This window comes from Pseudomonas hygromyciniae (assembly GCF_016925675.1).
GTDB lineage: Bacteria > Pseudomonadota > Gammaproteobacteria > Pseudomonadales > Pseudomonadaceae > Aquipseudomonas > Aquipseudomonas hygromyciniae.
Map to the genome: position 1 here is coordinate 5,222,923 of NZ_CP070506.1, position 14,670 is coordinate 5,237,592.

Genomic DNA, 14,670 nt, shown 5'->3' on the forward strand with positions numbered 1-14,670 from the left:
TCAAAACGCCCGATGCACCGCATCGGGCGTTTTGTATTTCAGGGACAGGTGTGGCCGTTCCCCGTTGTAGATCAGCACCGATTCATCCACCATTTTCACTGCTTCCGCCAGGTTTTTAGGGCGGCACAGCAAAAGCTCGGTCTTCAAGATCCCGTTTATCCTTTCTGCCAGAGCATTCTGGTAGCAGTCATATCCGTCGGTCATTGAGCATCTAACGTTATGGCTAGCGTGCAAGCGCTGGTAAAGCTCGGAGCAGTATTGGGCGCCACGGTCTGAGTGATGGATCAGTGGCAGCTTGCTTCGACGTTTGCTAATTGCTTTTTCCATCGCTTTGATCACCGACTCGGTATGCAAGCTCTCATGCACATGATGGCCTACGATCTTGCGCGAGTAAGCGTCTGTCACGAGGCTCACGTAGGCGACGCTTTCCTGTGTCGGCAGGTAGGTTATATCTGCGACCCAGACATGCTCGGGCCTGCTGGCAACGATTTGTCCTGGACCCTCTTTGAGCAAATTCGGATGGCGGCGAAAACGGTGATGGCTGTCCGTCGTTTTGTGGTAAGCCCGTTTGCGCACCACCAGTTCTCGAGCGTTGCGCAAGATGCTAAACAGGCGGTCTCTACCGACCCGCACTGGCGCGCCAACTTCGACGCTCATCAGGTAATGCAGCTTGCGCGTGCCTATCCTGGGCTGGCGGCGGCGCTTTTCAAGAACAAAGTCCATGACCTCTTGATCTTGACGAGTCCTTGCGTCAAAAGCTCGATTACGTTGGTAATACGCTTGGCGCGAAATGCCCATGAACAGGCAAGCCCTGGTGATGCTCAGGTCTTGGATTTGCCCTTGCGAGAGGACTTGCCGGGTCGCTTTTTTTACGACGCAAACACCGTAGTCATTCTTCAGAACATTCACGACGGCTTCGAAGAATTGCGCCTTCTGATTGCTTAGCGCCAGCTGTTCTTCGAGCTCTTTGATCCGCTGCTCGGGTGTCAGCGGGAGGGTTTGCTCGGTCATGGACCTGCTCCTCGGCTCTCGAATTGAGGCGCCTTGGCTCCAGTCCTGCCGGCCATGCTTGCGTAGCCAGACCAGTACCGTGGACCGGCCCTGAATGCCGTAGCGCCGTTGAGCCTCTTTATAACTCAACTCGCCCTTTTCGACCTGGTCTACGACCGATAATTTAAAGGCTAGCGTGTAGTCACGCTGGCTCCGCCTTTTGCCCGAATCCATTGGTTCCTCCTGAAGATAGGTCAGAAGGTGTAAACCTTATTCAGGACGGGACACGGCAATCAAAAAGCCCCGATCATTTGGGGCTTTTTTGTGGGAAAAAAATAAACAACAAGTTCAATCAAGTAAACAAAACAGCAACTAGCGTTTAACTCGTTATAACTCAAACAGGATTTCACTTGCTTTAAGGAAACACCTACATACACCAACTCAACGCATGGTTTATTTGATCTAATTTTCCGGCCAGTAAACTCTGCGTTTATGAATACATCAGGTGATCGCTTAAGAATGTTACTTCGGGAAGTTCATCTTTCCGCTTCCGACTTCGCCAAGAATCGCGACGTCACGCCCCAGCACGTGAACAACTGGTTCAAGCGTGGCGTGCCCATGGCCCGGCTCGACGAAATAGCAGAACTGCTGTGTGTCACCAGCCGCTGGCTGCGTACCGGCGAAGGCCCCAAACACCTGCCGACCAACTACCAACAGGAAGGCTCCAACTCCGCAAACAACGCGCCTGCACGCGAAGACTGCGGCCACTACCTCTGCGGGCCCAGCAGCGACCCGAAAAATCGACGTGGAAATCCCCTCCACGCCTCCTTCAACTCCCAGGAAAACCTACGCCTCTCCCTGAGCACCCTGGAACAACTCAACGTCACCGCCGGACGCGCCTTGGGGGCCTATATGGTCGGCAACAGCATGATCGACATCATCCAGGACGGCGCCATCCTGGCCATCGATCGCGGCTGCACGCAAATCATCGACGGCGAGATCTACGCCCTCGAACACGACGGCATGCTGCGCATCGCACCTCTACAACCGGCCTGGCGGCGGCCTGCGCATCCGCAGCCACAATAGCAACGAACACCCTGACGAACTCCTGACCTACGACCAGCGCTTCGAGCAAAACGTACATATCCTGGGCTGGGTGTTCTGGTGGTCCACCTCAACAAACGCCGCCTCCCGTCCTGCTGGACGACCATCTGATCGGCCACGACAGCTCTAAATCAGACCAGACGCTGGGAAAACGAGAGAAATGTGAGTAACATGCGCGCACATTTGGCAGGGTCGGCGTAAAGCCCACACACCCTGCCCGGCGACGCGGAGGAGTTCCCGCCGATGCCCCCTCATTGAGCGAGAGCTGGGGTGAACGATTGAAGGCTGGTGAGGTTTACCAAAAATAGACTTAACCAGTCCCGAGAAGCCGGCCACAAGCCGGCTTTTTAATTGTCCGAAATAATCCTATCCCATCCAAGAATCTTCCTGATAGCTTCGCTATTCCGGGCGTTTCAGGCATTCCTCTGTCCGAGGGTTTTCAACATAGGTTCTTATAGAAAGTCGGCCTGTAAAAGTACACGTCATTGGGAGCCCGCATCTATTTACCCATGACGTGAAGACTTCAATAGGCCAAAGTGCATTCCTGGTTTTTATAAAACCAACTACAAATATAACCCTACACTTAAAACAACAAGCCCCCTGCACAAATACAAGAATATTCTTGATCACATCAAGATCCGCCCCGTAGCCCCCTGACTTCCGAACCTAAAATGACCCGGCCCAGGCACTCTAACCTGAGCTGAGGTCGCGCAAGTCATGTTTGTTTGAACGTGAGAACTTCTAAAACAAATGGACTTGTCGCGCTGTGATCCATCCCACTTGAAGGGTTTCTCAACGTTTATCCGTAAAACCATGTTGGCTGTCGTAGTTGCTGTTGGTTCGATGTCGCTTGCCCACGCTGCAGACCAAGGTCACGGCAAGATCACGTTCAAGGGCACGATCAACGATGCTCCTTGCTCTATTTCTGCAGACACTGTCGACCAGACTGTTGAGTTGGGCACTGTGTCCAACAAAACCTTGAAGGATGGCGGTAAGTTCAGCCACAAACCTTCCAACTCAATCTGGAAGGTTGTGTATTGGAGACAGACAAGAACCTCGTAACCGCGACATTCTCAGGCACCGCATCGACTGGTAACACCAAGTGCTGGGCATCGCCGGCTCGGCGAAGGGTGCCAGTATCGCTATCACCGACGGTACCGGCAATCTGATTGAGTTGGGCACCGCATCGTCCAAACTTACACTTCAAGATGGCAATAACACCATGCTGTTCGCGGCGTACTTGCAAGGCGACGTGAAAGGTAGTGAGAAGGAGCAAAGCCAGTAATTATTATTCCAGGTGAGTTCACTTCGATTGCCGACTTCACCTCGCTTACCAGTAAGCGTTAGCCCCGCTACAACCCAGGTCACGCAATATATATCGCGCGACCTGGTTTTTTATCGGAGCACCTTCATATTCACCCCTATTCAAATAGAGAATCGCGCAACCGTTAAGGTGCCGACTTTTTAGCTGGTCAACCCAGACACTGGGTGAATAGATAACGATGGCCGTTCATCCGCACCCGCCCAGTTCAAGAGTATTTGAATGTGAACCTGAAAATAGTATTGGCAAGTTGCATCCTGTTATTACCGGTTTGCTTCACCTACGCGGCTGAAGAATTCCAATTCAACTCGGACGTGTTGAGCCTTGAAGACAGTCTGAACATTGACCTGAGCGTGTTTTCCAAGGGCAGTTTTATAATGCCAGGCACTTACAGCCTTGCAGTCCACGTCAACAAACATCAACTTCCGAACAGGCGATAGTATTCACTGCCCCGGATGACGCACCGCAAGACAGTGCTGCCTGCATTTCGCCTGCATTGGTCGAGCAATTTGGCCTCAAGAACAGCGCCAAAGACCAGTTACGCTGGTGGCATGACAACCAGTGCATGGACCTCCGGAGCCTTGAAGGCACCGAGATGCGCATTGACCTGAGTACCTCGACGCTCTACCTGAATATCCCCAGGCTTGGCTCGAATACAGTTCACCCGACTGGGACCCTCCCTCCCGCTGGGACGAAGGCGTCTCCGGGCCGTTGTTCGATTACGACGTCAACGGCCAAAGTAACGCTATAAAAGTCAGCGCAGCGACTCGCTGGGCCTCACTGGCACCCTGGGCGCGAACGCCTGGCGGATTCGCGCCGACATGCAGGGGCGTACCGAACGCAGTACCGGGCAGGCGACACAGCGCGCCTTCACCTGGAACCGCTATTACGCTTACCGCGCCATCGCCCCGTTGCGTTCACGCCCGACCGTGGGTGAGGACTACCTGAGCTCGAGCCTGTTCGACAGCTTCAGCTACGCCGGTGTCAATCGCCTCAGACGACAATATGCTGCCGCCCAACCTGCGTGGTTATGCCCCGGAAGTCACCGGGGTCGCGAACAACAACGCACGGGTCACCGTCAGCCAGCAAGGCCGTCTGCTTTATGAAACCCGGGTAGCCGCTGGCCCTTCCGCATCCAGGACATCAACAACGCCGTCAACGGCAAACTGGATGTGCGGATCGAGGAACTTGATGGCAGCGTTCAGGAGTACCAGATGGACACGGCCAACATTCCATACCTGACACGCCCCGGCAGCGTGCGCTACAAGTTGACCGCCGGCCGCCCTTCGGATGCTGAGCACAACATCGACGGGCCGCTATTTGCCGCCGGTGAGTTCTCCTGGGGGTCAGCAATGGCTGGTCATTGTACGGTGGTGGCATCGGCTCCCAGGGCTACAACTCCCTGGCACTGGGCGCTGGGCGCGACTTGAGTGCACTCGGGGCCATTTCTGTGGACGTTACCCAATCCAACGCAACGCTGCCCCAAGGCAGTTTCAGCGGCAAGTCCTACCGTGTGAGCTACTCCAAGCGTTTCGATGAATATGACAGCCAAATTACCTTTGCCGGTTATCGCTTCTCCCAGGAGAACTTTATGAGCATGAGGAGTTCCTTCAGTCGCGCGATCAAAAGAGCGTATAACAAAGCCAAGGAAATGTACACCGTCACCCTCAATAAACAGTTTCGCGATCTGGGCGTGACGGTATACGCAAACTACAGCCATCAAACCTACTGGGACGCCCCCGCCGCCAACCGCCAAAGCGTTTCGCCTGCGCGGTATTTCGATGTCGGGCGTTTCAAAACCTGAACCTGTCATTGACCGCGTACAACAACCAATCCGGCACCACCTCTGATCGCGGCGGCTACCTCTCACTATCATTACCTTTGGGTGATGGTTCGTTCAACCACAGCACGTCGATGAACAGCACCAATACTACCCACAACGCCAGCTATTCCAGCCGCGTCAATGACAAGACTAACTACCAGATCGGCGCTGGTTCCTCGCGCACGGGACAATCAGTCAATGGCTTTCAACCATGAGGGCGACAGCACGCGGCTTACCGCCAACGCCAGCTACCAGCCTGGAGAATACAGCGCCATCGGCGGCTCGCCTCAAGGCGGCGCAACACTGATTGCCCACGGCGGCGCCCTGCACCGCTCAAACATCAATGGCGGCACCTGCCTGCTGCTCGACACCGACGGTGTCAGCGACGTGCCAGTCAGAGGCCGGGGCCCAACCACCCGTACCAACTACTTTGGCAAAGCGGTGGTCAGCGACATCAGCCCTTACTATCGCGACGAGGCGAGCATCGATCTGGACAAGCTGGGAGACAACGTCGAGGCCACCCGTTCGATAACCCAGGCCACCCTGACCGAGGGCGCAATTGGCTATCGCAAGTTCGAGGTGATTTCCGGTAGCAAGGCCATGGCGTTTATCACCCTGCCCCATGGGCCCACCCGCCATTCCGTGCGACGGTGCATAACCTGCGCGGGCAGGAAACCGGCATCGTAATGGATGCAGGCGGCGTTTACCTCACGGGCATCAAGGCCAACGAGGTGATGACTGTGCGCTGGGACAGCAAGGATCAATGCAACGTGAAATTACCGGAAACACTGCCATCGGACGGCGTCGAGCTAGAACTACTGTGTCGCGAAGACCTGACCCTGAAAGCCGCTTAACGGTGCTTTCCCATAATGAGTGAGAGAAACAATCCGATGAATACCTCTACAGTAAAAACTTAAGCGCCGCACTGCTGGTCTGCACTCGGTACAACACAGGCCCACGCCGCCATCGCGCTGGACCGTACCCGCGTGATCTACAGCGCCGCTGATAAATCCGTAAGCCTGAGTATCACCAATCAAAACACCAAACTTCCCTACCTGGCCCAGGGCTGGCTTGAAGATGAAGCGGGCAAAAAATCACCTCACCGCTGATCGTTCTGCCTCCCATCCAGCGCCTGGAGCCGGGTGCCAGTAGCCAAGAGAAAATTCAGGGACTGCCTGCGGCCTCGACCTTGCCCCAGGATCAGGAAAGCCTCTTCTACTTCAACCTGCGGGAAATCCCACCGCGCAGTGATAAAGCCAATACTCTGCAAATCGCTCTGCAAACTCGGATCAAACTGTTCTACCGCCCGAAGCCATAAGGTCCCAACAAGGCGGCACCGATGTTCCGTCCCAGAACAGATCACCCTTACCCTCCAGGGCGACCGCTATATGGTGAATAACCTGACGCCTTACTACGTGACCCTGGTAGATGCTCAAAGCGCCCCAAAAGCGAATCTGCCAAAGGGTTTGAGCCCTTTATGGTCGCCCCCAAGGCCAAGGGCGTTCTGAGCGTAGACGCCAAGGCGCTTGGCCAGGCACCAATACTCACCTACATCAACGATTTCGGCGCTCGCCCGCAATTGTAATTTCAATGCGCAGGCAATAACTGCACCGTCAACCCACAGGCCAGGGCGCAATAACCTGCCCATGAAAATTCGGACCAACGCTCCTCGATTAGCTGTCCGTATCCTTGGGTGCCTTTTCAGCCATCGAGCAGTCCCCAGATACGCGTGCGTCCTGGCATTAGGGACAGTTGCACCGACCCAGGCCGATAATATTTTCTTCAGGGCAACCTGATAAAAGCCCCAACTGCACCATCAATGAGGGCCAGGTCATCGACGTGGCCTTTGGTCAGAACATCGCAGTACGTAAAGTCAACGGGGTCAACTATCGGCAAACCGTAGACTATGGGATCCGTTGTGACGCCAGCCCCTACGAATGGGTCATGATTCTGAAAATCACGGGGCAAGTCACTTCATTCAACCCAGCAGCCTTGCAAACCAGCGTCGGTGGCCTGGGGATCGAAATACGCCAGAACGGCGAACCGCTGATCCTTGGAAAGCCCTGTTGATTGACCCTAGCACCCGCCGACACTCCAGGCCGTGCCGGTGAAAGACCCGGACGTCGAACTGGTGGCCGATGCTTTCAACGTTACGGCCACCTTGACGGCCGAGTATCAATAAGAGGTGTGCATGGGCACTTGTAAACAACACACGCGATGGCTAACTCTGCTTGCGGTCATACTTTCCAACCCGGTGCCGGCAGAACCCTACAAGACCCCCAATATGTACTTTCACGGCGCCTTGGTCACTGAGCCCTGCACCTCAAGCCTGGTGACGAAGCCATTGAGTTGCAGTTCGGCCTCGTTACAGACAAGTACCTCTACAAAAACCAACGCACATTGGGCCGGCCCATTAAATTGCATTTGCAAGACTGTGATATCAGCCAAGACATCGCGGTAAAAGTGCTCTTCAGCGGCGCGGAGAGTCTTACGCTGCCTGGTTTTGTAGCCCTCAATGGCAGCACTCAAGGTTTTGCCATTGGCCTGAACACCTGACGGACGCCCCATACTGCTCAACAAACAGAGCGAGGCCTGGAAGTCGAGTAAAACCGAGACCGTTATTTCACTCAACGCCTTTTTACAAATAGAACCCGACGCGCTTGCCCAGAGGAATATCACCCGAGGTGAATTCGAAGTGATGATGGTATTTAAGCTGGAGTACGAGTAAGCCGGGTATCAAATACAAAGTAGACGTTACCTAGCACTCACACTTACAAGAAACGCAAGCGTCCGCACTCAATGGCTGCGCAATCATCATTCTGCAGCCACAGCCATTCAAACCGATGCAAAATCTAAAATCAGGCAGTCACTGACTATTAGAAATAACAAGAGTGGATAACACTTAAAACCTGAGTGACAGCCGCCACTCGCAGTTGGCCTACGTAAGCAACCTGCACTAAATGTATGACTGCACCGAGCACCGCCTAATCCCTGTTTCAGAGTCAACTCGGCATCGCTGCACACCTACGCCTCCTCGTCTACCAGCAACAATAGACCTGCGTTACTTTTTCTATATTCGCCGCCATACAACCAAGCCGGACGTTAGACCAATGTATACCGCACGACCACCTTCACTCTGCGGATAATACGTTTTGCTCAAAGCAATCAGGACCTCCCCATCACCATAAGCAGGCGCTCGCGATCGATCTGCTTAAGCTTGCCAGCTTACATCTGTTTTATCGGAGTTTGGCTGTTCGGAGAGTGTAGAGTGAGTGCTTCAAAGGTCGGGGATCTTTCCAAACCCTAAAACAATTGACATTTCTGATAGCTACAAGTAATGCAAAACTACGCAGCTGACTTTTTTATTTATCTGAACAGCAGGACAACCACACCCGCATCCACGCAACACTAAAGCGCAGCGACCCTCGAATTAGCCGAAACCAAGTTAATAAAAACAGAAAAACAACTCATCGCCATTTTTCTGTTTCAGTATCGACACAACATCAAACAAGAACAGTACGACTTACACCAATACTATTTAATATCAAATATCAGCGTACCACTTGCCTTAAAGGTGCCTCCTGCCACATTTTCATTAAGCTTAATCGGATAAGCCCAAATACTAGGTAAGAACGCTAGATCTTTAACAAGAAAAGGGCTATTAACCTCCAACACCCTGCCACCTTGATCTTTTAACAGAATTCCCAGACCAGCATTATTGGTACTCAAAGCTTGAGCATTACCAACCGCTGGGGTACCTTGAAAAATCAGATTAACCGTAAACTTCGAAGCGTCTTGGGTATTTGTACACTTCGGATCATACCACACCCGAACCTGATCGTAATTACCACCGGCCGTGGTTAACTTTGCGATATCAAGATCACCGAACTCAACAATTACATCGGACGTGCTCAGCGTACACTTAGGCGCCGAAATTAACGTCCCGGAAAACTGCATATCCACCGCACCAGCAGATTGCGCCCCCTACGAGCAATGCAAGCAAGCTTAATCGAGCATACTTTAAAAGCACATTTCTTTTGCACATAAATGACCTCACCCCATATAAATCTGCAGAAAAAACACCAACCCACCTTGTCATACATGACCGCGGAGGAACTTCAATAATTAATAACTTATGACTTACATATACGCAACCACCATGACTGCCCTGACCAGAAAAAACTTACTAGGCAGACTGCATCCAGTGCTTTGACAGGCACTACCTCCACGGCAGGCAAACTAAGGTAGTTCACATTGAACCATTGATTAACTGAGATCGGAGAGCCGTCGACTGTCAACGCCAACCCCAGACCTGGTACAGTAGTCTGCAGCGCGCCGGGGTAAAATCGGATTCTTGGCCCATAATCTGAAGCTTGACAGTGTTGCCTGGTATATTTTTACAAGAAATAGAAAACGGCACCTGCTCCTTATAATTTTTACCGTCAATCTTTGCGACATCAATCCTGCCCGTCGCACCGCCAATGAGTACGGAAATTATATAGTCACCGTTCAGCACACAACTTGGTGCGGCGCGAATAGTGCCTGAAATATTCACTACTGTAGCGGCAAACCGAACCGGCAGCCAACAGCCAGCCTATAAACAACAGGTAAACAAACGACCTTTTGTATGGCAGGCCTCTAAATAGGCTCCACATGCCATCCCCCTCGTCTTGATCAGCTCTCTGGCCGGCAGGTTGCGGGTCGCCCCAAGTTCACCGTTTCATTAAAACTTTTGACGATGGCGCTGAACCGGTCTTTGGCACTTTGAGCTGCTTCAGATTGTCATTCAGCTCTTGCCCTCTGCGATCTAGTTCACTTCACGCTTCTGCAACTGCGCCAACCGCGTACGCAACAGGGTCGAGAGTTCATCTGTGCGGGTATTTTCTTGTTGTAACAGCTCCGCACGGCGGGCACTGGCGCGCTCACGGGCTTCAAGACTTTCCGCCAGTTGTTGCAGGGTGGCACTGCGTTCGGCAATCACTTGGGCGTTGCTTTCAGCCTCTTGCTCCAACAGGTTGCGATCGTGCAAGAGCTGCTTGTGCAGTTGGCGCAAGTCTTCCTTTTTCACTCAACAACTGCTTTTCCTGCAGCGAGGTCGCGGCCATGCAGCACTTTCTGTTGTTTGAAGGTGTCTTTCTTCTGCTCGGCCAGCCGATTGGCCATGCTGCTCAGTGAACCCAAGGTGTCTTGCACATCTTGGAGCAGGTATTCCGTGTCATGGCTGACATTGCTGGCAATCAGCCGCTCGAAATCGTCCTGGCTTGACGAAAGGGCGATCCCGGCTCGATATCGCTTGGCTCCGTTTCGGCACCGCAGCAGCCTCGACCAGCGCAGGCGGTGAAACCTCGTTCCGGCACTTCGCTATCGCCAGAGTCATCCAACGCCTGCGGCAGGCTCTGTTGCAAATCAGCCACCGCCGCAGTTTTTGTTAGCAAGCCGAAGGGATGCACGGCTTGGCTGGTAATCGCACTCATCAGTTGGGTTTTGTCCATTCCCAACGATTGATGAGCATCGACGGAACCGGGGAAAAACGACTGATCTTCCAGGTTAATCAAGTGATATGTCGTACGCTCGGTTTTAGTCGAATTCATGGTGATTCAGTCCTCACTATCTGTTTGAGTGCCTGCAGCGCAAACACATGATCCCGGTCAGTTTCCAGTGCGCCCAGGCTGTAGGTCTCGCCTTGTTTATAGAGTGCTGCCAGATACACCCGAATACGCCCAGCGCGGACTCCTCATTAAATGTATAAACCAGAAAGTTCTTAATGATTAATGGCACCGCGAAACCAAACAACAGAACCGCATTGATCACGTCACCGCTTGAGTCGGCGAAAGTAATACTTCGAAAACGCATGTTTGATGACTCCAAGACAACAAGACGGACAGTTCATTGCCACTCCCTTTAACTTTACACCTGCACGCCAGTCCAATAATCCAGGACACGACCGGAGTTGCTGAGACCATTCTTGGATATTGAGCGTCTTTTCTGGCCTGAAAATAATGTCTATTAAAACGGTTATTCTTTTATGGATAGAAACTTCTGTATCACGTCTATTTGCAGCCCTCCCACCAAGGTTGTGGCAGCGACCCTTTTACCCGGAGATAACTATTTGCGCCATGATCGAGGCTAACCAACTGACCCGGCATCTGGTGGGGAGAACAGTGGTCGACAACCCGTCTTTCCAGGTTAAGCAGGGCGAGGTGCTGGGCTCGCTCGGCCCCAATGGGGCGAAACCACGACACTGAAAATGCTCGCCAGCTTTCTGCCGCCCACCCATGGCAGCGCCAGCATCCTGGGCGTGACATCACCACCCAGCGACGCGAGGCCCAGCAATTGATTGGCTACCTACCAGAAAACTCGCCCTTTTATGGCGAGATGACAGTGCGGGGTTTCTCGAATTTATCGCCGCTGTGCGCAATTACCGAGGTGCGCAAAAACGCAGCCGGATTGCTCGGGCCATTGAGCGCTTTGATTTGAGGCGGGCCGATGGCCCATCGAAACCTGTCCAAGGGATTTAAACGTCGGTGGGTCTGGTCAAGCGATGCTTCACGAACCCAGCGTATTGATCCTCGATGAACCCACCGATGGCCTCGACCCTCATCAGCAGCAACGGATACTCGAGATGATTAAAGACTTGGCTCAGGACAAACGGGTGATCATCTCGACCCATCAACTCAAGGATGCACAGGCGCTCTGCACCCATGTATTGCTTATCAAGGCAGGACGCTCGTGGCCAGTTGCACGCCACTGGAGCTGGCCAGCCACTCTCGACTGCACAATGCCGTCCATCTGGCGCCTATGCAGGCGGTCGACCCTGGCGTTAGTCATGCTGCCGGGGTGGCCGGCATCGAGAGAACCAGTAACACCCTCGACGCAGTGACTGTGCTGGCAAAACCGGGCCCGGTGATTTTGCCGCTGATCCGTCGCCTCGTCGCCGAGCGCCAATGGCCGGTTGAACGCCTGAAGCAGAGCCCGACTGTTTTGAATCGGTGTACCGCCAACCGATGAGCGAGGCACCTCAATGAAACTGTTGGTGATCGTGTGGCGCGAGCTGGCAAGTTACTCGAAAGCCCCACTGACCTACGTGTTCCTCATGGCCTTTGTCGCGCTGTCGGGCATCCTGACCTTCTATCCAGGGGATTTCTACGCGCGCAACCAGGCTGATCTTATGCCGTTCTTCAACATCCAGCCCTGGCTCTATCTGTTTCTGCTGTCGGCCCTGGCCATGCGCCTGTGGGCACAAGAACGCCAGAACGGTTTCATCGAGCTGCTGATGACCCTGCCGCTGGGTGACTTCGCCAGAGTCACCGGCAAATTCATCGCCGCCTGGATCATTGCCGGCCTAGCGTTGGCGCTGACCTTCCCCTAGTACTCACCGTCAACTATCTAGGCTCGCCAGATAACCTGGCGATCCCGTCGGCTACCTGGGCAGTTGGTTGCTGGCGGGGGCTTATCTGGCCATCGGCTCATGCATGTCGGCGCTGGCCAAGCAACAGATGGTCGCCTTCGTACTGACCTTGCTGGTGTGCCTGCTATTTATGGGCAGTGGCTTGGCCCCTGTGCGTGACACGCTGCTGCACTGGGCACCGATGTGGCTGGTGGATGGAGTAGCGGGGTTGAGTTTGCTGGAGCGTTATCAAGCCATCAGCAAGGGGCTGGTTGACGCCGGCGATGTGCTCTATTTCATCAGCTTGATCGTGGCTTGGTTGTCCGCGACGCGGTCGTCATCGACCCGAACAAAGCCCAGTGAGGTTCCCGCATGAAACGCCTGTTGTTCTCCGGGCTGGGCCTGGTACTGATCGCTGTGTCTTTTTGGCCTTCAATAGCCTGACCAGCCTGGTCCTGCGCGAGGCTCGACTCGACCTCACCGAGCATCAGCTCTACACCATCAGCCCTGGCACCCGGCAACTGCTCGCCAATCTGAAGGAGCCGATCAATCTGTCTCTGTATTTTTCCGACAGCCAGGCCCAGGAGCTACCGCCGCTGCGCAATTACGCCAAACGCATTGATGCATTGCTGCGCAGTTACGAGCGTGAAGCCTCCGGCAAACTGAAATTACAGGTCATCGACCCTGCGCCTTTTCTACGAGCGAAGAGCAGGCGGCACGCTCTTCGGGTTGCAGGGTGTACGCTGCAACAGGGAGGCGCACTGCTCTATCTGGGGCTGGCGGCGACCAATACCCTGGTGACACCCAAATCATTTCACTGTTTTCACCCAGTGAGGAGCGCTTGCTGGAGTACGACATCAGCCGCCTGCTTCACGCCCTGAACACGCCACAACGACCGATCATCGGCGTGATGTCGACCCTGCCTGTCGGTGGCGATGCGGACAAACCGCCGTGGGCACTGTTTGAGGAAACCTCTCGCCAGTTTGAGGTGCGCTACCTCAAACCAGGCCACGCTGATACCCGCCGACCTGTCGGTATTGATGCTGGTGCATCCCAGGAGCTGGACGAGGTGACCTCTATGCCATCGACCAGTTCGTGCTCGGTGGCGGCAAGTTGCTGGTGTTTGTCGACCCTCCCAGCCAGGTCGACAACGACGCCCAAGGTCACAACAACTTCGACCTACCAAGACTGTTCAACGCCTGGGGCATGCAATTACTGGCGGGTAAAGTGGTCGCCGACCAGCGTTACGCAATGACTGCCCCAGGCGCCGGGCAACGCCCACAGCGCCAGATGACCTGGCTGAATCTACCACCCGAATCCCTCAATGCCGATGATCGAGCACCACTGACCCGCAACGTATGACCCTGGCCAGTGCTGGCGTCCTTCAGCCCTCCCCCAACGCCAGCACGATCTTTGTGCCACCGATCCAAAGCTCCACATCGGCCGTGCTGTTTGACGCCGAGAGTTTTGGGCTGCTCGATGAGCTGGGCGATCAACTGCGTCAGCTTAAACCTGAAGGCCAGCGCTATAGCCTCGCCGCACGTATCTATGGCCCTGCCCACACCGCGTTCCCCAAGGCATTACCGGCAAGAAAACGGCCTCAAAGAGGCGGCCAATATTAACGTCATTGCGGTGGCCGATACCGATTTGCTCACCGACCGACTTTGGCTACAAGAACAGCAACGCTCGGGACATTCACTGCTGCGCCCATGGGCCGATAACGATGCATTTGTCATCAACTCCTTGGATTATCTGAGCGGATCCGAAGCCCTGGTCAGCCTACGCGCGCGAGGCCGCTTCAGCCGCCTGTTCAGCGTGGTGGACGAGTTGCAACGCCAGGCCCAGATTCGCTTCCAGAGCACTTACCGCCAGCTCTCACAGAGCCTCGCCGAGACCGATCGGGCCTCAAAAGCTGCGCAGCAATCCTGATCCTCACGCGGCGCAGCTGCCGGCTGAACAGATCGATGAATTGGCTCAGCGCGAACGCCAATAACACCAACTGCGTGAGCAACTGCGCAGCCTTCAATATCAGTTGAACAACGACGT

General features: G+C 54.3%; 14 protein-coding genes and 6 pseudogenes. 15 read left to right on the plus strand and 5 right to left on the minus strand.

Translation table 11 applies throughout. From position 1 onward, the window contains the following. Complete coding sequence (locus JTY93_RS23405; RefSeq protein ID WP_205518915.1) at nucleotides 1-1,224, minus strand: IS3 family transposase; 1,224 nt, start codon at nucleotides 1,222-1,224, stop codon at nucleotides 1-3. Nucleotides 1,225-1,482: 258 nt separating this feature from the next. Between JTY93_RS23405 and JTY93_RS23410 the strand changes: the two are divergent. From JTY93_RS23410 to JTY93_RS23465, 9 genes and pseudogenes are all read left to right on the plus strand, one after another. Next, nucleotides 1,483-2,264 (plus strand): annotated as a pseudogene (locus JTY93_RS23410) (LexA family transcriptional regulator). Between the two features lie 932 nt (nucleotides 2,265-3,196). After that, nucleotides 3,197-3,379 carry a fimbrial protein gene (locus tag JTY93_RS23415; protein WP_205518916.1) on the plus strand — a complete coding sequence of 61 codons (183 nt, stop codon included), beginning with the start codon at nucleotides 3,197-3,199 and terminating at the stop codon, nucleotides 3,377-3,379. Between the two features lie 389 nt (nucleotides 3,380-3,768). Then, nucleotides 3,769-4,090, plus strand: a pseudogene (locus JTY93_RS30105) (FimD/PapC N-terminal domain-containing protein); the annotation flags it as partial. 146 nt (nucleotides 4,091-4,236) lie between these two features. Next, a pseudogene (locus JTY93_RS29255) lies at nucleotides 4,237-5,219 on the plus strand (fimbria/pilus outer membrane usher protein). A gap of 8 nt (nucleotides 5,220-5,227) precedes the next feature. After that, nucleotides 5,228-5,452, plus strand: coding sequence for a hypothetical protein (locus JTY93_RS23445; protein WP_205518919.1), 225 nt, complete (start codon nucleotides 5,228-5,230; stop codon nucleotides 5,450-5,452). Further along, entirely contained in the window at nucleotides 5,436-5,924 is a 489-nt protein-coding gene (locus JTY93_RS23450) for a fimbria/pilus outer membrane usher protein (protein WP_205518920.1), read from the plus strand. The genes JTY93_RS23445 and JTY93_RS23450 overlap by 17 nt, the downstream gene beginning before the upstream one ends. After that, nucleotides 5,924-6,091, plus strand: a complete 168-nt coding sequence (locus JTY93_RS23455; RefSeq protein WP_240357235.1) for a hypothetical protein — start codon at nucleotides 5,924-5,926, stop codon at nucleotides 6,089-6,091. Before JTY93_RS23450 ends, JTY93_RS23455 begins: the two co-directional genes overlap by 1 nt. A gap of 84 nt (nucleotides 6,092-6,175) precedes the next feature. Further along, a pseudogene (locus tag JTY93_RS30110) lies at nucleotides 6,176-6,822 on the plus strand (fimbria/pilus periplasmic chaperone); the annotation flags it as partial. 254 nt (nucleotides 6,823-7,076) lie between these two features. Next, the gene (locus JTY93_RS23465) at nucleotides 7,077-7,307 is read left to right on the plus strand and encodes a fimbrial protein (protein WP_205518922.1); all 231 of its coding nucleotides are present in this window, start codon (nucleotides 7,077-7,079) and stop codon (nucleotides 7,305-7,307) included. 222 nt (nucleotides 7,308-7,529) lie between these two features. On the opposite strand, the gene JTY93_RS23470 is transcribed toward JTY93_RS23465, so the two are convergent. From JTY93_RS23470 to JTY93_RS23485, 4 genes are all read right to left on the minus strand, one after another. Then, the gene (locus JTY93_RS23470) at nucleotides 7,530-7,868 is read right to left on the minus strand and encodes a hypothetical protein (protein WP_205518923.1); all 339 of its coding nucleotides are present in this window, start codon (nucleotides 7,866-7,868) and stop codon (nucleotides 7,530-7,532) included. A 903-nt stretch (nucleotides 7,869-8,771) separates the two neighbouring features. After that, nucleotides 8,772-9,194 carry a fimbrial protein gene (locus JTY93_RS23475; RefSeq protein WP_205518924.1) on the minus strand — a complete coding sequence of 141 codons (423 nt, stop codon included), beginning with the start codon at nucleotides 9,192-9,194 and terminating at the stop codon, nucleotides 8,772-8,774. 850 nt (nucleotides 9,195-10,044) lie between these two features. Then, entirely contained in the window at nucleotides 10,045-10,305 is a 261-nt protein-coding gene (locus JTY93_RS23480; RefSeq protein WP_205518925.1) for a hypothetical protein, read from the minus strand. A 169-nt stretch (nucleotides 10,306-10,474) separates the two neighbouring features. Beyond that, nucleotides 10,475-10,828 carry a hypothetical protein gene (locus tag JTY93_RS23485; protein WP_205518926.1) on the minus strand — a complete coding sequence of 118 codons (354 nt, stop codon included), beginning with the start codon at nucleotides 10,826-10,828 and terminating at the stop codon, nucleotides 10,475-10,477. Between the two features lie 950 nt (nucleotides 10,829-11,778). On the opposite strand from JTY93_RS23485, the pseudogene JTY93_RS29260 reads away from it, so the two are divergent. From JTY93_RS29260 to JTY93_RS29785, 6 genes and pseudogenes are all read left to right on the plus strand, one after another. After that, a pseudogene (locus JTY93_RS29260) lies at nucleotides 11,779-11,850 on the plus strand (hypothetical protein); the annotation flags it as partial. Between the two features lie 116 nt (nucleotides 11,851-11,966). Then, nucleotides 11,967-12,245, plus strand: coding sequence for a hypothetical protein (locus tag JTY93_RS29265; protein ID WP_240357305.1), 279 nt, complete (start codon nucleotides 11,967-11,969; stop codon nucleotides 12,243-12,245). Nucleotides 12,246-12,258: 13 nt separating this feature from the next. Further along, nucleotides 12,259-12,987: pseudogene (locus JTY93_RS23495) on the plus strand (heme exporter protein CcmB). A gap of 62 nt (nucleotides 12,988-13,049) precedes the next feature. Continuing rightward, nucleotides 13,050-13,505 carry a DUF7088 domain-containing protein gene (locus JTY93_RS29775; protein ID WP_311136321.1) on the plus strand — a complete coding sequence of 152 codons (456 nt, stop codon included), beginning with the start codon at nucleotides 13,050-13,052 and terminating at the stop codon, nucleotides 13,503-13,505. A 214-nt stretch (nucleotides 13,506-13,719) separates the two neighbouring features. Beyond that, complete coding sequence (locus JTY93_RS29780; protein WP_311136322.1) at nucleotides 13,720-13,986, plus strand: Gldg family protein; 267 nt, start codon at nucleotides 13,720-13,722, stop codon at nucleotides 13,984-13,986. A gap of 117 nt (nucleotides 13,987-14,103) precedes the next feature. Next, nucleotides 14,104-14,553: a hypothetical protein gene (locus JTY93_RS29785; RefSeq protein ID WP_311136323.1), complete on the plus strand. Its 450-nt coding sequence runs from the start codon at nucleotides 14,104-14,106 to the stop codon at nucleotides 14,551-14,553. The last annotated feature ends 117 nt before the right edge of the window (nucleotides 14,554-14,670 follow it).